This is a genomic window from Paractinoplanes durhamensis (assembly GCF_016862175.1).
Classification (GTDB): Bacteria; Actinomycetota; Actinomycetes; order Mycobacteriales; family Micromonosporaceae; genus Actinoplanes; species Actinoplanes durhamensis.
The window spans coordinates 1-16793 of sequence record NZ_BOML01000001.1; the positions used below are offsets into that span (position 1 = coordinate 1).

Here is a 16793-nt window from a genome sequence, read left to right on the forward strand (position 1 = left end):
CTGGCTGGTGTCGCAGCTGTTCGTCAGGACGCCGAGGCCGGCTCCGGGCGGCGGGGTGGTCTGACCACCGTTGTTGCCGCCGTTGTTGCCACCGTTGTTACCGGTGTCGGCCGGCGCGGTCGTGGCCTGCTGGCCGCCACCGTTGTTGTTGCCGCCGTTGTTGTTGCCACCGTTGTTGCCGCCGTTGCCGTTCTGGCCGTTGCCGTTGCCGGCGTTGGTGTCGACGGACGCGGTCGCGGTCGCCGCCGGCGCGGTGGTGGCCTGGCCGCCACCGTTGTTGTTGCCGTTGTTGCCGACGTTGTTCATCACCCACTGGCGGCACCGCTGGCGCAGCGTGGCCGTGCTGACGGTGTCCCCGGCGCCGTCGTCCGCGTGCTGGACCACGGTGCCGTTGTTGTCGGTCCACGTGCCCTTGCGGGTCTTGGTGGACAGCTTGGCCGCCGCCGGGGCCTGCACGTTGTCGCAAGCCGACAGGGCCTTGCGCTGTGTCTTGTTGGTGCTCGCGTTCGAGACCTGGGTAACGGTCACGATGCCGCCGAACGCCACCAGCGTGGCGGCCACCGCGATGATCCGGCGACGGCCGCTGAACCAACCTGAACTCGTGGATGCGCGCCGGTACTTGGACCTTCGCATTGGTGACACCTTTCTCTGTCGCGACCTGGACGAGGTTTCGGGGACTACCGCGCCCGGAAGATGCGCATGGTCGTGATGACGCCGGCCACAAGTGCGGCGGCGAGGACAAGGAGGATCACTGAGGTGCTGGCGCCCGGGATACCGCTACGGCCACTGCTGGCCGCGGCGACCATCTGAGCGTCCACCGGTACCGGTCCACCGCCGGGCTGGGTGGGGGCGGCCGCCGTGGGCAGTGCGCCGTAGTCGACGATCCCGCTCGATTCCAGGAGCGTCATGTGCGTCATGACGAACTGGTTGGCCTGCTGGGCCAGTTGCCGGACCGAGTCGTTGCGGGTGCTCGCCCGGATCGAGGCGATGGCCGGGAAGATCTTGCCGTGCGCCGCCCGGAGCCGGTCGATGAAGATCTGGTCGAAGGTGGTGGAGTTCGCCGCCTTCATCTCGTTCAGCCAACCCTGCTGGTCGGCGTTGGGCTGGCTGGGAAGCTTGATGTTGAGCCTCTTGGCCACTTCCCGGTCGAGATTGTCGAGCACCACGTGCTGCGCGGCGATCGCCTTACCGATGTTCACGACCCTCGGGTCGTCCGACTTCTCCTGCGCCATGTTGCCGGCCGGGATCTCCCAGAGCCCGGCGAGCCGGACCTTGATCACGAAGTCCTCGTCGGCGGGGCCGACCGAACCGGCGCCCTTCGCGTTGAACGACGTGGCCGGGACGGGGATGTCCCCGCCGGCGGCGTGGGCCGGCGAGACCGGCGCCAGCAGGAACGCCAGCGACATTGCCGAAATGCCCACCAACCAGCGCTTGAGCCGGCGAGAGGAGCGAGCGGCAATCATTTTTCGACCTCCGAGTAGGCGGTTTCGGGAATGGCGTTCGGTCAGTAGCTGTAGTCGCTGCCGGCGGTGCCGGAATCAGACGACTCCGCACCCGATTCCGACGCGGGCGGCGCTACCGGCTTGGAGACCGCGGGAAGGCAGGTCAGGTTCTTGGCGCCGTCCGGCTTGATGACGAACCATTTGCCGGAGACGTTCTGGCCCTTCCACTGACCGGGCTTCTTGTCGCCGATGTAGGTGTAGACCGGCCAGCCCTTGATGGTCAGCTGCTTGGTGCCGTCGGCCCGGGTCACCGTGCCCACCACACTCGACGAGACGCCCTTGAGGGTCGGCTTGCCGTCGTTGGTGTAGGCGGGCGGCCACACCTTGGCGCAGTCACCGTTGCAGTTGGACTTGGCCGGGCTGTTGGAGTCACCGTCGAAGCGGTAGAGGACGAAGCCCCCCTCGTTCTCGACGACCTCACCCATCTTCTTGACCGCGGTGCCGGTCAGCGCCTTGGTGATCTGGTCGTCGGAGAGTTCGGTGCCGGTCTCCGAGCCGGGGGCGGCGGTCGCGTCCGGGTCGGCCTGAGCCGCCGGGTCGCTGGTGGCTGCCGGGTCGGCGGTCGCTCCGGGGCTCGCGGCGACGTCGTTGGACGCCGGTTCGGCTGCGTTGCCGTAGTCCGCTGCGTTGTACCCCTGCGGAGCACAGCCGGCGACTGCCAAAGCCGCGGCGATGGCAGCACCCGCCACCATCAACTTGCGCTTCTCCGGTACCACGTGCCCTCCAGTGATTGCTCCTTCTGGCGTTTCCGGGCTGTAGTACGCAGGGGCGGGCCAAGTCGGTTGAACACTTGGCCCAATCAATTTCCTTAATTTCCTTTGAAGTCGGCGGGTTGCCTGGACACGCCGCATGGACACGAAAAAAGGCCCAGCCTTTCGGCCGGGCCTTTTTCACGCTCTGCTGTCAAGCCATTTACGGTACGCGAACCAATGTGTCGCCGGCACCGGAGGAGGTGACCTCCTGGACGGTGATGTGCGCGATCTTCTCGCGGGCGGTCGAGGTGATCGCCTGCAGCATCAGCGGCGCCGGGTTGGCGGCGGTGCCCCAGCCCTTCTCTCCCACGTTCCACGAGATCAGTGGCTCGGTGGTGCCGTCGGTGTGCACGGCGAGCAGCCGGCACGTCGTCGGACCGCTGATGTTGGAGATCGCGAAGGAGATCTGGGTGCCCCAGTCCTTCTTCTCCAGCGCCACGTCGGCGTGCACGCCGGTGCGTGGATCGCTGCCGCTGTACTGCTGGCCGGTCAGCTCGGGGCCACCGATGCCGGGACCGTCCTGGTTGTTCGGCAACGGGTCCAGCTGGTCGCTTCCGCGCCCGGCCGTGGTGCTCGCCGGCGTCGTCGCGTCGGGGGCGAACCACTTGCCGCCCGCGAACAGCGCGCCGATCGACAGCATCGCGAAGACGACCACGGCGGCGGCCAGCGAGTAGAGCCGGCGGCTGTTGGCCCGCCGCCGCTCCTGGCCGACCTGGCCGATCATCCGGGTCAGCACGCGGCCGTCCCGCTGGGACTCCTCGGCGGCGATCACGGCGGCCGCGTCGACATCCGCCATCAGGTCAGCGACCTGCACGAACGACTCGAGCTCGAAGGCGCACCGCGGGCACTCGATGAGGTGGTCCTCGAATCGGGCCGCGTCGCGCTCGTCCAGCACCCCCAACGCGTACGACGCGACGTCGTAGTGCTCTTCCTGCGTCATTACTCCGTCACCCCCCGCTGCTGCAGTGCCGTACGAAGCGCACGCAGAGCGTAATACACACGCGACTTAGCGGTGCCCAGCGGAAGGTTGAGCTTCTCCGCCGCCTCGGGCACCGTCCGGCCGCGGAAGTAGGTCTCGATAAGGATTTCCCGGTGCGACTGGCTGAGCTCGCGCAGGGCGTCGGACACGGTCATCGACTGGAGAACCCGGTCGGTGTCGTCCGACATGCTGGGGAAGCTCTCCAGCTCGCGGTCGTAGGTCTCGGCCGGGCGGGCGCTCGCGCTGCGGTGGTCGTCGATGGCGATCCGCCGGGCGACGGTCACCAGCCACGGGCGCAGTGACTGCTGGCCCTGCGCGCCGAGCCGGTGCGCGTTGCGCCAGGCCCGGAGCAGGGTCTCCTGCACGATGTCCTCGGCGCGCTGCCGGTCTCCACCGGTCAGGCGCAGCACGAACATCAGTAGAGGGCCGGCATGCTCCTCGTAGAGCATCTTCACGAGAGTGTCCTCGTGACTCGCCGTGCCGGACTCCGGAGCACCGTGCCGCGGCGCCTGGCGCGGAATCACCGAGCCGTTGTCCTCGACACCACGGGCGCCGTCGAGAGACTGCCACCGACCGCCGGATCGCTGCTGTGTCATCAGGCACATCCCGTCCGGTGTGAGTCGATCCTCGACCACCGCATGCATTGATACCTCCGCCCGGAGCTTTCCCCGTCGCCTGAGATACGGCTGGGGGGACCGGCCGGGATCAACGCTGGCGGGAAAATTTCCGGGACGATGGTTCTCAACTGTCCTCCGGTGTCGTGTGGGGGCGGCACGAGGCACATCGCAGACGATCAAATTCATCCATCTGCACCGATATGCCTACCAGGGCAGCCGAATAATACTCAGCCACATGCGTCCCAGGGAACGCCCTTCTGAGCTGCAATGACGCACAGACGGTGCGGGGGTATCCCTGCGTAGGCGAGTGATCTCGGAGCGTCTCTTTGGGAACGCTCCCACGGCCTCGGAGCCGTCCTTTCGGTGGACCCGCGGTGCCTGGTCGGACCTTTCGGACGCGCTTGGCGTTATGTCCGGCTTCGTGCCGTGGCCAGGGTCAACGCCCGGTGCAGCACCCGCGCGTCGCCGAGCATCCCGCGCAGCCGGCGCTCCAGCCCGGCGATCGGCACCAAATTTTGCGGGGCCCGCGGATCTTTGTACGGCGAGGACGCGAAACGCGGCAGCGTCGCCCCGGAGATCTCGGCCAGCTCGATCGCCTGATCCGCGGTGAGGTCCGGCGAGCACTCGATCCGGACGATGCCGGACCAGGGCGCGCCCGAACCGCCGGGCAGCCGCAAATACCACGACCAGCCGCCCCAGACCGTGCCCAGGTGGAAGACCGGGGTGCGCTGGCCCGGCTTCAGCGACGTGACGACGACGTTCAGGGCCGCCGACAGATAGAGCTTCTGCTGGGTCTTCACATAACCGATCGTGTTGACCAGGTGCCGGCGGTTGCGCAGCGGACCGTCGACCACGAGCAGATCGTCGGAGCCGCCCCGGGCCACCGCCGAGATCTCCAGCTCCAGCTCGGTCAGCCGCGGCTGCACCGCCGACGGCAGCTTGCTCGCCTCGCCCGGCCCCTCCAGCCGCCGCACCTCGTAGCGGATCATGTCGGTCTGCAGGGTGTCCGCCGACGGGCTGGCCGTGAACAACCCCCGCCGCACCTCGGCACCGGCCAGCTCGGCCGACCCCCGCGCCAGATCACAGCGCACCACCCCGGCCGCGTACGACGCGGCCAGGCCGGCGTAGGAGGTGCCGTCCTCCTCCGCCGTCCACAGCCCGGCATCGTTGCGCCGCACGCCGTCCACCAGGAACACCACGTCCGGCCGGCGCACCGCGGCGGAGACGTCGATCGGCGCCCACTCGGCGGCCGGCACCTCCACGTCGGTGTCGACCTGGGCGCTGCTCGACGACGACGGGCCGTCCTCGCTGCCGCCCTCGAAGGACGACCCGTAGGACGGGTCCCAGGCGTCGACGAACATCCGCGTCACAGGCCGACCCTCTCCACGTGCGCGGTGCGCGCGTCCTTGTGCACCTCGAACCGCACCGGCACCCGCTCGGCGAGCGAGTTCACGTGGGTGACCACGCCGACCATCCGGTCGCCGCGGGCCGCCAGGTTTTCCAGGGTCGCGGCCACCACGTCCAGGGTGGCCGCGTCGAGGGTGCCGAACCCCTCGTCCAGCACGATCGACTCCAGGCTCGCGGCGGTCGTCGACATGCCGGCCAGTTGCTCGGAGAGGGCCAGCGCGAGCGACAGCGACGCCTGGAACGTCTCGCCGCCGGACAGCGTGCGCACGCCGCGCCGCAACCCGGCGTCGTGGTGGTCGAGCACGTAGAACTCGCCCTTGTCGTGCTCAAGATCGTATTGCCCGCCGGTCAGCTCGCGCAGGATCCGCGACGCGCCCCCGACCAGCAGGTCGAGCGCCTCCTCGAGGAGCCAGCGCTCGAAGTTGTTGGCCCGCAGGTGGCCGGAGAGGGCCTTGGCGACCCGGCCCTGCCGCTGCAGCGTCATCCGCTGCTCGCTGAGCTCCTGGGCCTGCTCGCGCCGATCGGCGAGCCGCTTGAAGACCGCGTCGGCCCGCTCGACCGCGACCGCGGCCGCCCGGATCAGGTCGGACTCGTCGCCCCGGGCCGGCCGCGCCACGCCGGCCTCGGTGAACAGCGCGCCCACCGTGGCGAACGCGTGCACGGTCGCCTCGTGCGCGGTGGTCACCGCCTCCTGCGCCGCGCTCCGCGCCGTCTCCCGCACCCGGTGCTCGCCGGCCGCCCACTCGACAAGCGTCGCCCACGCGGCGGACAGGTCGTCGCGCTCGGCCGGCGGCGGCCCGAACCGGGCCACCCGGTCGCGCACCTCGTCGAACGTGCGCCACGCCGTGCGCTCCCGCTCCTCGGCCGCGTGCGCGGCCGCCTGGGCGGTGCGCTGCGTCTCCCGGGCGGTGCGCACCGCGGTGCCGGCCTGGTCGAGCTTGCGCTGCAGCTGGTCGAGCTCGGCGAGCTGCCGTTCCAGCGCCGGCACGCCGGGGAAGCCGGCCACCACGCCGCGCACCTCGGCCAGCCGGGACAGGTGGTGCTCGTGCTGGGCGCGCTTGCGTTCGAGGTTGCCCTCCAGCTTGCGGGCCACCGCGTCGCGCTGCTTCCAGCCCGACTCGGCCACCTCGGCCGCGGCCCGGGCCGCCTTGCCGGTCGCCTCGGCCTGATGCACCGCCGACCCCTCCGGCATGGCGGGCACGCTGGTCACGGTCTGCTCGCAGACCGGGCAGGGACCACCGGTGGTCAGGTGCGCGCGCAGGGCGGCCGCCTTGTCCAGCCGCTGCGCCTCGGTGTAGTCGAGACGCGCCTGCTCCAGCAACTGGGTGGCGCCCAGGTGCGCGCCGTGCGCCAGCTCGGCTCCCGCCTGCGCGTCCTTGAACTCCACCTCGGCCACCTGCAGCTCGCCGGCGAACCACTCCTCCTGCCCGAGCAGCCGGGCCAGCTCGGCGTGCCGGTCCAGCATCAGCTTCAGCGAACCGGCGTCGCCGGCCGCGGCGAGCTCGCCGCGGACCTTGTCCTCCCGCTCCTCGGCGGTGCGGACCTCCGTCGCGGCCTCGGCGGCACTCGCTCTCGCTGCCGCCGTCGCGCCGGAGATCTCCGCGCTTCCTTGCGGGGTACGCACCGAAGCCAGCGACCGCAGCTCCGCGTCCAGCGCGTCGCGGGTCACGGCCGCCGACGACTCCTGCTCGCGGGCCGCGCGCAGGCCCGGCATCGACGCTTCGACGGCGGTGGTGAGCTCGCGCATCCGGGCCAGCACGCCCTCGGCCGCCTCGACCGCCTCGTCGGAGGCGTCCGACAGGCCGGCCAGCTGCTGGTCGACCACGGTCAGCTTGGCCTCGGCGGTGGTCGCCCGGCCGCTGGCCCGGGTCTGCACCTCCTCGTAGACGTGCAGGCCGAGCAGGTTGATCAGGATCTGCTGCCGGGTGGCCGGCTTGGCGTGCAGGAAGTCGGCGAACTGGCCCTGCGGCAGCACCACACAGCTGGTGAACTGCTCGTAGGGCAGGCCGACCGCGCCCAGCACCGCATCGTCCATCTCGGCGGGGGTGCCGGCCAGCACTTCGCCGAGGTCGTCCAGGTCCATGCCGGTGTCGAGTTTGGTGACGTCGAAGCCGTGCGGCATCAGCTGCAGGCCGGCGCCGGCGGTCTTCACGTTGCCGCGACCGTCCCGGCGGACCACCCGGGTCGCCACGAAGCGCTCGCCGGCCGACTCGAACACCAACCGGACCTTGGCCTCGGCGGCGCTCGGCGCGAGGGCGTTGGCGATGCCGCGGGCCCCGCCCCAGCGCGGGACCTGGCCGTAGAGGGCGAAGATGATCGCGTCGAGCACTGTCGACTTGCCCGAGCCGGTCGGGCCGACCAGCGCGAAGTAGTCGGCGTCGGTGAAGTCCACGGTGGTCTCGTCCCGGAACACCGTGAACCCGGTCATGTCGAGCCTGATCGGCCTCATGATCCGTCCTCGCTGCGCTCGGTCGGATCAGAGGCCCGGGCACTGAGCCGCCTGCGTTCGCTGCGCTCACTCATGAGTGGCTGCTCACCTCGTCGTACAGCTCGTCGAAGAGCTCGCGGACGCCCTCCTCGGCGTTGCCGCGGCTGTCCAGGTAGTCGCCGAAGAGCTCGCGCGGGGACCGGCCGGCCCGCTGTGCCATCCGCTCCCCCGCCCTGTTCGGCATCATCTCCGGGTCGATCCGGACCTCGAGCGCGTTGGGCAACATCTCCTGCACGTCCTCGCGCAGGCCGACCCGCGGTGTCTCGCGCACCAGGACACGGAGCCAGGCGTCCGGAAGGTTCACCGTTGAGAGTTGTTCGAGGGTGCCGCGAACGGTTCGCAAGGGTCGCGCCGAGGAGATCGGCACGTCCCGCACCCGGGCCGCCTTCTCGGTGCCGACGTCGACGATCGCGACCGACGGGATGTTCTCCTCCTCGCCGAAGTCGACGGCGAGCGGGCTGCCGCTGTAACGGGTCGGGCAGGGCGAGATCACCGACTGGGCGCGGTGCAGGTGACCGAGCGCGACGTAGTGGGTGTTCGTCGGGAACACGGTGGCCGGCACCGCATAACCCATGATCGTGTGCGCCTCGCGCTCGCCGCCGCCGGTGGACGCCCCGACGATGGTCAGGTGCGCGGTGAGCAGGTTGACCACGCCCGGCTCGGCGAACTTCTGGCTGAGCTTGGCGATCAGCCGGGCCAGGTGGTCGGCGTAGGTCTGGTTGGCCTCGGCGCCGGACAACTCGTACATCTCGGTGGCACGAATCGCATACCGCTGGGAGAGGAACGGGATCGCCACCAGGCGCCACCGCTCGCCACCCTCGGTGGTGCCCTCGATGATCAGCTCGTCCGGATCGTCCCGGACCGAGCCCCGCAGCATGATGCCGGCCGCGTCGGCCCACGGGCGCAGCGCGTCGAGCGCCGGGCCGTTGTCGTGGTTGCCGCCGATCGCCACCACCTGCGCACCGGTGCGCCGCAACGCCGACAGCGCCCGGGTCACCACCCTGGTCGCCTCGGCCGTCGGGGCGGCCGTGTCATACAGGTCGCCGGCGACGATCACCAGGTCCGGACGCTCGGCCTGGGCGATCTCGACCATCTGGCCCAGCACCTTGATGTGCTCGTCATGCCGGTTACGGCCCTTCAGGACCTTGCCGACGTGCCAGTCGGAGGTGTGCAGGATGCGCATCGCACCATCCTCCCCTTTCGGATCTCGGCTCAGAACGGGATGTCGTCGTCGGCCGCACCGCGGCCCCCGACCACGGCGAACGGGTCGGCGGACTGGACGATCGAGCGCAGGGTCGACGACGGTGGCGGGCCGGACTCCGACTTGCGGGTGGCCCAGGCCGGGAACGGGAACTCGACGCAGAGCGGGACCGGGATGTCCGGCTGGTTGACGAACATCGTGCCGGGCCGGGCCAGCAGCGCCCGCTGGCGCATGGCCGGCGGGAGGAAACCGTACTCCGGGCGGGCGGCCTCGGCCGGGTCGAGCCGGCCGACCACCCGGATCGCCGAGTTGGTCACGATCCGCCGCTCCACCTCGCTCGCCGTCTGCTGGGCGCCGATCAGGATCACGCCGAGCGAGCGGCCGCGCTCGGCGATGTCGAGCAGCACCTCCTTGATCGGCGAGGTGCCCTCCCGCGGGGCGTATTTGTTCAACTCGTCGAGCACCACGAACAGCAGGGGGCGGCCGGTGCCGGCCTTCTCCTTCTCCTCGAACTCGGTCTTCAGCGTCACGCCGACCACGAACCGCTGCGCGCGGTCCGGCAGGTTGTGCAGGTCGACGACCGTGACCTGGGCCGACTCGGCGGTCTTGATCTGGTGCGGGCGGCGGCTCGCGAGGTCGCCGCGGATCAGCCGGGACAGGTCGCGCTTGCTGCCGATGAGCCGGCGGGCGAACGCGTTGACCGTGCCCATGTTGATCGCGCTGCCCGCCCAGGTGGACCGGGTGTCGTCGTCGGTGAGCTGCTCGACGACGTGGTCGACCAGGTCGCCGTAGGAGGAGATGCGGCGGCCGTCGATGCTGATGCCGCCCTCGGCCGGGGTCGCGTAGCGGTTGAGGTGGGCGGTCACCGAGTGCACCACCATCGTGTACTGCTGGCGCTCGTCGTCGGCGTCGGCGAACACGTAGGGCAGGAGCTTCTTGTCGCAGAACTCCTCGAGCGTCCAGTAGAACGCGTCGACGCCGGTCAGCCGGCTGCTCACGTCGGGGGCGCCGGACGAGTCGCCGGCCCGCGGCGGGGCGTAGACCCGGACGTCGGAGAACGGCGTCGCGGGCAGTTCCAGCAGCTTGTAGTTGGCCATCGTGGGCTCGTCGAGCTTCGTGTTGGGGTGGTCGAGGAACAGCAGGTCCTCGCCCTTCACGTTGAAGATCAGCGCCCGGGCGTTGGCGCCGTCGGCACCGAGCTGGCCGGAGCGGAACACCGAGTAGAGCAAAAAGGTCGCGAAGCTGGTCTTGGTCGCCACCCCGGAGATGCCGGAGATGGAGACGTGCGCGCCACGGGTGCCGTCGAGGAAGTCGGCGTTGAGGAAGACCGGCACGCCGTCGCGGCCGGTGCCCATCGGGATCCGCCGCTCCATCCGGTCGAAGTGCAGGGCCGCGTCGCGGGCCGCGCCGGTGGCCCGGTGCACCACCGCGCCGGGGGCCGGCGGAACGTAGAGCTCCGGGTCGACCCGGGTGGTGGTGATCTCGGCCGCCTCCTGCACCAGGGCCGGGAGCGTGCCCTCGGCGATGGCGAAGACGTCCGAGTCGAACTGGGCGCCCTCGTGCCGGGCCCGGACCTGGGTCACCACGCCGGCGATCGTCACCGGTTCGCGATCCGGCAGCTCACGCTTGGTCACCACGACGTCGTCGAGCTGCAGATAGCTGCCGGGAGCCACGGCCGTCCAGAACTGGAGCGGCGTGGCGTCCGCGGTGCCGAGCACTCGGCCGACGGGGGAAGTTTCGTCAGACACGCCGATCATGTTGCACCAGGGGTACGACAGAACCCGCACTGAGTGTGGGTTGGCACTGGTTGTCCACAACTTCTGGTGGCCATCCACAGATTTATCCACAAGATCTGGATCAGGTTGTGGAGGCGCGCCCCGGCTTTCTCCCTCCGGTCAGTTGCCCTGAGGCGGGGGCCGCTCCCGCGCGTACCGCAAGAAAAGCATGTCCCGCGCGGAGAGGATGTGCCGCAGCGACATCTCCCTCGGTGAAGCCGGCGCCCCGGTCGCGATGCGGCCGGGGCCGCCGCCGACCAGCAGTGGCGAGACCGTCAGGCAGAGCTCGGTGACCAGGTCCTTCGCGATCATCGCGCCGAACAGGCTGGGGCCGCCCTCGCAGAGCAGTTGGGTGGCGCCGCGGGCGTGCAGCTCGGCGATCCCCTTGGCCAGGTCGATCTCGCCGTTGCCTCCGACAGCGATGATCTCGGCATGTTTCGCGGCCTCTTCGGTGGGAGCACCCGCATGCGTCAGGATGATCGGCCTGATCGGGGCATCCGTGAAGATCAACTGATCGAAGTTGAGGTGCATGCTCCCCGAAACGATCACCATGAGCGGGAACTCGGGCATTTTCTTTTGGCGGCGCCACTCGCGGGCCTCGGGCGTCAGGCGCAGCGCGTCGTAATTTTCCGCTTTTATCGTGCCGGAGCCGACGATCAGGGCATCGCAGACTATCCGCAGAGTATCGAAGATTTCCTTGTCGCCCGGGCCCTGCAGGCCGCCGGAGAGGCCGTCGACCGCGACCGCGCCGTCGACGCTGGTGATGAAGTTGACCCGCAGGGTGGGCTCGGCGTTGCGCGGGTAGAGCTCGGTCAGGCCGTCGGCCGGCCACTCCCGATAGACGCTCATGGGCCGGGCGGTCCCGTCACCGGCGGGGTCGGCACGACCGGGCGGTGCTGGCAGTCGCACCACGAGCCACCGCGGCACTCCTCGTGCCGCCGCTCCCGGCAGGCATGGCAGATCACCCACCGAGCCTAGCCGGATTCGCACCTTCTGCTCGACCCATCGCCACCCTTCGGCACCCGCCCTACGCTGGTGTGACGCGGGGCATATCGCTATGTCTTGACTCCAGAGACACGGCCACGCAACCAGGGCGAAACGGCGATTTGGCAGGCTGGTCACCACGGAGACGGCGTCACCGAGCCGTCAACCCGACGGGAGGAGTTGCATGTTGCTGCGGGTTCGAGTCACCTTGCCGGACCGTCCCGGCGCCCTCGGTCAGGTGGCCCGCACGCTCGGCGTCGCCGGCGCTGACATCGTCCAGGTCATCGTCCTGGAGCGACTCGGCGGGCGGGCCGTGGACGACTTCACCGTCGTCTGGCCGGGCGCCTCCCGCGTGGAACGACTCCTCGCCGGTCTCGCCGCCATCCCCGGCGTCCAGGTCGACGGCGTGTGGAAGGCGATCGGAGCGCCGGTCAACGGCGGCCACGACGCCGAACTGCTCGCCCAGGTCGCCGCCAACCCGGCCGACGGCCTCGCCACCCTCGTCGACGCGGTCCCCGGCCTGCTGGCCGCCGACTGGGCCGCCGCCGCCGTGGTGCCGGCCGACTGGGCCGCCCGCTCCGGCGCGCCGCGCCCGCTGCCGGCCGAGCCGATGCTGAGCATGCACGACGACGCCACCGTGGTGTATGCGAGCTGGCGCGCTCCCGGCCCCCTTCAGCTTCCCGAGATCACTCCGCTCCGGGCCCGTCCGATCACCAGCGCCGAGGGCACCCGCTACGCCGTGGCGCCCTTCGGCCGGGCCGGGCTCGTGCTGGTGGTCGCCCGCAGCGATGACGACGACCTGCCCGCGGCCGGTTTCCACATCACCGAGGTCGACCGGGTGGCACAGCTGGTCCGGGCGGCCGCGGTGATCCTGGGCGACCGTCTCGACACCGCCGGCGTGCCCGCCGTCATGTGATCGGCCTCCCGTTCCCTGTGACCGGCCTCTCGGTGAAATCCCAGCTCAAGCAATGTCTGCTTAACACCCAAGAGGCAGAATTGAGTACGGGAAAGCTGAACCAGACTCGCCGAAAGGAGTGCCGGAAATGGCGCTGTGGCGGATCCGGGCAACGGTGGACGACCGACCGGGCTACCTGTCGGTTCTGACCGCGAGCCTCGCGCTGCGGTCGGTCAACATCCTTGCCGTCCAGGTGCACACCACCGAGGCCGGTGCCGTCGACGACTTCCTCGTCGACGCGCCCGACTCGGCGACCGAGGCCGACCTGCTCGGGGCGATCGCCCGGGGCCGCGGCCGGGATGCGTTCGTGGCCCGCGCCGAGGCCGAGGGCCTGGCCGACCAACCGACCCGGGCACTCGCCCTGGCCGGCCGCTTGGTGCACGACCCCGACGCGTTGGGCGAGGCGCTGGTCGCCCTGCTCGACGCGGCCGAGGTCCGGTGGCGGCCCGACCCGCTGACCGGGCGCCCGGGCCACGACGACGCCCGGATGACCCTGGCCGACCCGGCCGGCGGCTCCTACGAGGTGCTGCGCACGCGGCCCGCGTTCACGCCGGCCGAGTTCGCGCGGGCGCAGGCGCTGGTCGAGCTGTCCGGCTCGATGCTGCGCCATCACCTCGAGCAGACCACGATCCTGCTGCCCGACGGCGCCGAGCTGGTGGTTCGCCCGGCCGCGGCCGACGACGCCGAGAGCGTCCGTGACCTGCACGCCCGGTGCTCGGCGGCCACCCTGGCCAGCCGCTACCTGGGCGGCGGCGCCCCCTCCGACGCCCGGCTGGCCCGTCTCCTCGAGCCGGTCGGCGGCCGCACCCTGGTCGTCACGTCGGGTTCGAAAGTGGTGGCCATGGCCAGCCTTCTCGCCGAGGGCGACCTGGGCGAGATCGCCCTGCTGGTCGAGGACGGCTGGCAGCGGCGCGGCATCGGCACCGCACTGCTGCGGCGCCTCATGGCGTATGCCGAGCGGGGTCGCTTCGCCGCCCTGGTGGCCCACACGGCCGCCGACAACGTGGCGATGCTGCGCACCCTGACCCGACTGGGCGCCGGCCCTGCCGACCGGGACGGCCCGATGGCCACCGTGACGCTGGCCGTGCCCGGCCGCGAACAGGTGGGTGACGAAACCCCGGCCGCCTTCGGCTGACGGATTAGACAGCGGTGGCGGTGGGCTCTCCTGGGGAGCTCATCGCCACTCTTTTCCCCAGGCGCACCGCGGCACTTCCGGGCCGGCCGCGCGGGGTGCTCCTCTAGGACGTGCGGGTCCCGTGCTCCACGCATGTCGCGGTCCAGCCGGTCGGCACGACCTGCACCTTCATCCGGCGGCGACATCGCGGGCAGAACCGGGGCGGCTCCAGCTCCCGCGCCGCCGCGCACGCCGCGTGGGCACCGCCGGCGGCACTCTCGCCGCAGCGATCGCAGTACTGCGCCTCGCTGTCGGCCGCAGGTTGCGTGACGTCCATCATCAGAGCGTCGCGGACAGCGCCTTGACCGGCATCTTCAGGTCCTCGAGCATCGCGAGGTCCTCGGTGGCCGGCCGGCCCAGCGTGGTCAGATAGTTGCCGACGATCACCGCGTTGATGCCGCCGAGCAGACCGTCCCGAGTCCCCAGATCACCGAGCGTGATCTCGCGGCCCCCGGCATACCGAAGAATCGTCTTCGGCATCGCCAGCCGGAACGCGGCGATCGCGCGCAGCGCGTCCTTGCCCTCCACCACCGGCTGGTCACCGAGCGGCGTGCCCGGGCGCGGGTTGAGGAAGTTCATCGGGACCTCGTGCGGGTCGAGCTCGGCGAGCTGGGCCGCGAACTCGGCACGCTGCTCGATCGTCTCGCCGAGGCCGAGGATGCCGCCGCAGCAGACCTCCATGCCGGAGTCGCGCACCATCTTCAGGGTGCCCCAGCGCTCCTCCCACGAGTGGGTGGTGACCACGTTGGGGAAGAAGGACTCGCAGGTCTCGAGGTTGTGGTTGTAGCGATGCACGCCCATCTCGACCAGCTCGTCGACCTGCTCCTGGGTGAGCATGCCGAGGCTGGCCGCGACCTGGATGTCCACGGCGGCCTTGATCGCCTTGACGCCCTCGCGCATCTGGTCCATGAGCCGCTTGTCGGGCCCGCGCACGGCGGCCACGATGCAGAACTCGGTGGCCCCGGTCGCCGCGGTCTGCCGGGCCGCCTCGACCAGCGACGGAATGTCCAGCCACACCGACCGGACCGGCGACGTGAACAGGCCGGACTGCGAGCAGAAGTGGCAGTCCTCCGGGCAGCCGCCGGTCTTCAGCGACACGATGCCCTCGACCTCGACCTCCGGCCCGCACCACGTCATCCGCACCTCGTGGGCGAGCTGAAGCAGCTCCGGAAGATCCTCGTCCGGAAGCTGCAGCACTTCGAGGATCCCTGCCTCGTCGAGGCCGACACCGTTCTTCAGCACCTGGGCGCGCGCCCGATCGAGGATCTCTGCCATGCCCGTACCCTACAGACGTTCCAGGCCGGTAGGACTGTCGGTGGTGAGTGATAGTTTCCCTTTCTCGTGATCGTTGGGGGTGCCTTGACGGGCTGGTTGGATGCGCTGGAGCGCCTCTCCGGGAGCAGGACCAAGGCCGGGCTCACCCGTCAGCTGCGCCCACGTCCGGCCGACGACCTCGTCGTCGATCTGGCCGGCAATGACTACCTCGGCCTGAGTGCCCACCCCGAGGTGGTCGCGGCATCAGCTGCGGCGCTCACGGCGTACGGGCTGGGCGCCACCGGTTCACGCCTGGTCCGTGGTTCCACCGACGCCCACGCCGACCTCGAGTCCGACCTGGCCGATTTCCTGGGCGCGGAGTCGGCGCTGGTGTTCTCGTCGGGCTACCTGGCCAACCTGGCCGCCGTCCGCGGCGCCACGGCCGTCTGCGACCTGATCGTCTCGGACGCCTACAACCACGCCTCCCTCATCGACGGCTGCAAGATCTCCGGCCGCCGCACGATCGTGACCCCGCACAACGACCCGGCCGCGGTGGCCACGATCCTCGATGCCCACCCCGGCCAGCCCGCCGTGGTGGTGACCGAGTCGGTGTTCTCGGTGGACGGTGACCTGGCCCACCTGCCCGAGCTCCACGCGGTGACCTCGTCGCGCGGCGCCCTGCTGCTGATCGACGACGCCCACGCCCTGGGCATCCTCGGCCCGGCCGGCGCCGGCGGTGTGGCCGCCGCCGGCCTGGCCGGAAAGTCCGATGTGATCGTCACCGCCACCCTCTCCAAATCCCTGGGCGGCGCCGGCGGCGTGGTCGCCGGCCCCGCACCGTTCATCCGCCACCTGATCGACACCGGCCGCACCTTCATCTACGACACCGCCCTCCCACCCGCGGTGGTGGCCGGCGTCCACCGGTCCCTAGCCCTGGTCCGCGACGCCGACGACCGCCGGACCGTGCTCACCACCAGGGCATCCGAGACCGTCACCCGACTGACCGCCGCCGGTTTCCCGGTCGACCACCCGGCCGCCGCCGTGCTGTCGGTCCTGGCCCCCGGCCCCGAAGCGGCCGTGGCCTGGGCCGCCGACTGCCGCGACCGCGGTGTCGCGGTCGGCTGCTTCCGCCCGCCGTCCACCCCCGACGGCACGTCCCGCCTCCGCCTGACCCTGAACGCCGGCGTCCCCGACGAGGCGTTCACCCGAGCACTGGACGTAATCGTGGAGTGCGCCCCATGACCGCCCCCACCCCATCCCCCACCTCCCCCGACGTGACAGCGGTGACCACCCGCCTCCCCACCGCGAACGTCGTCCTCACCCCCGACGCCAACGGCTTCACACTCCCGCCACTCCCGCGTGCCGCGCCCACGCTCACGCCGAGCCCCGCCCCGCTTCCAGGTCTGCTCCCGACTGAGGCGGCCCAGCTGGTCGAAGCGGTCGGCTCCGGCGCGCTCGGAACGACCAGCTCCAGCGGGGTCGGAACGGCCGGCTTCGGTGCGGTCGCCCTTCGACCCGCCACGCCCGGACCACGGGGCGAAGTGGCGGCGTCGACGCCGCCAGTTACCTCGCCCAGCGGCGCGGGCTCCGATTCCGCGGGTGGCGTCGCTTTCGCCCCGGTGCCGGAGGCCGCCCCGGTGCCGGAGGCCGCCCCGGTGCCGGAGGCCGCCCCGGTGCCGGAGGCCGCCCCGCTGCCGGAGGCCGC

14 protein-coding genes and 2 pseudogenes are annotated in these 16793 nt (G+C 71.0%); 4 read left to right on the plus strand and 12 right to left on the minus strand.

All coding sequences use genetic code 11. From position 1 onward, the window contains the following. The 10 genes and pseudogenes from Adu01nite_RS00005 to Adu01nite_RS00050 all read right to left on the minus strand — a co-directional run. Positions 1–633: pseudogene (locus Adu01nite_RS00005) on the minus strand (Pecanex-like protein 1); the annotation flags it as partial. A 44-nt stretch (positions 634–677) separates the two neighbouring features. Further along, the gene (locus tag Adu01nite_RS00010) at positions 678–1463 is read right to left on the minus strand and encodes a DUF4142 domain-containing protein (protein ID WP_239132002.1); all 786 of its coding nucleotides are present in this window, start codon (positions 1461–1463) and stop codon (positions 678–680) included. A gap of 41 nt (positions 1464–1504) precedes the next feature. Continuing rightward, a complete protein-coding gene (locus Adu01nite_RS00015; protein ID WP_203724088.1) occupies positions 1505–2194 on the minus strand; it encodes a COG4315 family predicted lipoprotein in 690 nt (229 codons plus the stop codon). A 220-nt stretch (positions 2195–2414) separates the two neighbouring features. Beyond that, a complete protein-coding gene (locus Adu01nite_RS00020) occupies positions 2415–3194 on the minus strand; it encodes a zf-HC2 domain-containing protein (RefSeq protein ID WP_203724089.1) in 780 nt (259 codons plus the stop codon). Next, positions 3194–3877 carry a sigma-70 family RNA polymerase sigma factor gene (locus tag Adu01nite_RS00025; protein WP_203724090.1) on the minus strand — a complete coding sequence of 228 codons (684 nt, stop codon included), beginning with the start codon at positions 3875–3877 and terminating at the stop codon, positions 3194–3196. The genes Adu01nite_RS00020 and Adu01nite_RS00025 overlap by 1 nt, the downstream gene beginning before the upstream one ends. Positions 3878–4257: 380 nt before the next feature. After that, positions 4258–5220 carry a hypothetical protein gene (locus Adu01nite_RS00030; RefSeq protein WP_203724091.1) on the minus strand — a complete coding sequence of 321 codons (963 nt, stop codon included), beginning with the start codon at positions 5218–5220 and terminating at the stop codon, positions 4258–4260. Continuing rightward, positions 5217–7706: an AAA family ATPase gene (locus tag Adu01nite_RS00035; RefSeq protein WP_203724092.1), complete on the minus strand. Its 2490-nt coding sequence runs from the start codon at positions 7704–7706 to the stop codon at positions 5217–5219. Before Adu01nite_RS00035 ends, Adu01nite_RS00030 begins: the two co-directional genes overlap by 4 nt. A 70-nt stretch (positions 7707–7776) precedes the next feature. After that, positions 7777–8928, minus strand: a complete 1152-nt coding sequence (locus Adu01nite_RS00040; RefSeq protein ID WP_203724093.1) for an exonuclease SbcCD subunit D — start codon at positions 8926–8928, stop codon at positions 7777–7779. Between the two features lie 29 nt (positions 8929–8957). Further along, a complete protein-coding gene (locus Adu01nite_RS00045) occupies positions 8958–10703 on the minus strand; it encodes an ATP-binding protein (RefSeq protein WP_203724094.1) in 1746 nt (581 codons plus the stop codon). Positions 10704–10841: 138 nt separating this feature from the next. Next, positions 10842–11570 (minus strand): pyrimidine reductase family protein, encoded by a 729-nt coding sequence (locus Adu01nite_RS00050; RefSeq protein ID WP_203724095.1) that lies wholly within the window; start codon positions 11568–11570, stop codon positions 10842–10844. 319 nt (positions 11571–11889) lie between these two features. Between Adu01nite_RS00050 and Adu01nite_RS00055 the strand changes: the two genes are divergently transcribed. Both Adu01nite_RS00055 and Adu01nite_RS00060 read left to right on the plus strand, forming a co-directional pair. Then, positions 11890–12621, plus strand: coding sequence for an ACT domain-containing protein (locus Adu01nite_RS00055; protein ID WP_203724096.1), 732 nt, complete (start codon positions 11890–11892; stop codon positions 12619–12621). A 127-nt stretch (positions 12622–12748) separates the two neighbouring features. Then, complete coding sequence (locus Adu01nite_RS00060) at positions 12749–13795, plus strand: GNAT family N-acetyltransferase (protein WP_203724097.1); 1047 nt, start codon at positions 12749–12751, stop codon at positions 13793–13795. A 103-nt stretch (positions 13796–13898) separates the two neighbouring features. On the opposite strand, the gene bsaP is transcribed toward Adu01nite_RS00060, so the two are convergent. After that, positions 13899–14111: a biotin synthase auxiliary protein BsaP gene (gene bsaP / locus Adu01nite_RS47480; protein WP_239132003.1), complete on the minus strand. Its 213-nt coding sequence runs from the start codon at positions 14109–14111 to the stop codon at positions 13899–13901. A 2-nt stretch (positions 14112–14113) separates the two neighbouring features. Beyond that, positions 14114–15109 carry a biotin synthase BioB gene (gene bioB / locus Adu01nite_RS00065; protein WP_203724098.1) on the minus strand — a complete coding sequence of 332 codons (996 nt, stop codon included), beginning with the start codon at positions 15107–15109 and terminating at the stop codon, positions 14114–14116. A gap of 84 nt (positions 15110–15193) precedes the next feature. Here bioB and Adu01nite_RS00070 point away from each other — a divergent pair, with 84 nt between their 5' ends. Together Adu01nite_RS00070 and Adu01nite_RS00075 are read left to right on the plus strand one after the other, a co-directional pair. Next, positions 15194–16330 (plus strand): 8-amino-7-oxononanoate synthase, encoded by a 1137-nt coding sequence (locus tag Adu01nite_RS00070; protein ID WP_203724099.1) that lies wholly within the window; start codon positions 15194–15196, stop codon positions 16328–16330. Continuing rightward, positions 16327–16793: pseudogene (locus Adu01nite_RS00075) on the plus strand (hypothetical protein); the annotation flags it as partial. The gene Adu01nite_RS00070 and the pseudogene Adu01nite_RS00075, both read left to right, overlap by 4 nt.

Bases quoted from the DNA above. Each gene is read 5' to 3' on its own strand.
- Adu01nite_RS00010 (WP_239132002.1), bottom strand. From the start codon at position 1,463: ATGATTGCCGCTCGCTCCTCTCGCCGGCTCAAGCGCTGGTTGGTGGGC.
- Adu01nite_RS00015 (WP_203724088.1), bottom strand. From the start codon at position 2,194: ATGGTGGCGGGTGCTGCCATCGCCGCGGCTTTGGCAGTCGCCGGCTGT.
- Adu01nite_RS00020 (WP_203724089.1), bottom strand. From the start codon at position 3,194: ATGACGCAGGAAGAGCACTACGACGTCGCGTCGTACGCGTTGGGGGTG.
- Adu01nite_RS00025 (WP_203724090.1), bottom strand. From the start codon at position 3,877: ATGCATGCGGTGGTCGAGGATCGACTCACACCGGACGGGATGTGCCTG.
- Adu01nite_RS00035 (WP_203724092.1), bottom strand. From the start codon at position 7,706: ATGAGGCCGATCAGGCTCGACATGACCGGGTTCACGGTGTTCCGGGAC.
- Adu01nite_RS00040 (WP_203724093.1), bottom strand. From the start codon at position 8,928: ATGCGCATCCTGCACACCTCCGACTGGCACGTCGGCAAGGTCCTGAAG.
- Adu01nite_RS00045 (WP_203724094.1), bottom strand. From the start codon at position 10,703: ATGATCGGCGTGTCTGACGAAACTTCCCCCGTCGGCCGAGTGCTCGGC.
- Adu01nite_RS00050 (WP_203724095.1), bottom strand. From the start codon at position 11,570: ATGAGCGTCTATCGGGAGTGGCCGGCCGACGGCCTGACCGAGCTCTAC.
- Adu01nite_RS00055 (WP_203724096.1), top strand. From the start codon at position 11,890: ATGTTGCTGCGGGTTCGAGTCACCTTGCCGGACCGTCCCGGCGCCCTC.
- Adu01nite_RS00060 (WP_203724097.1), top strand. From the start codon at position 12,749: ATGGCGCTGTGGCGGATCCGGGCAACGGTGGACGACCGACCGGGCTAC.
- bsaP (WP_239132003.1), bottom strand. From the start codon at position 14,111: ATGGACGTCACGCAACCTGCGGCCGACAGCGAGGCGCAGTACTGCGAT.
- bioB (WP_203724098.1), bottom strand. From the start codon at position 15,109: ATGGCAGAGATCCTCGATCGGGCGCGCGCCCAGGTGCTGAAGAACGGT.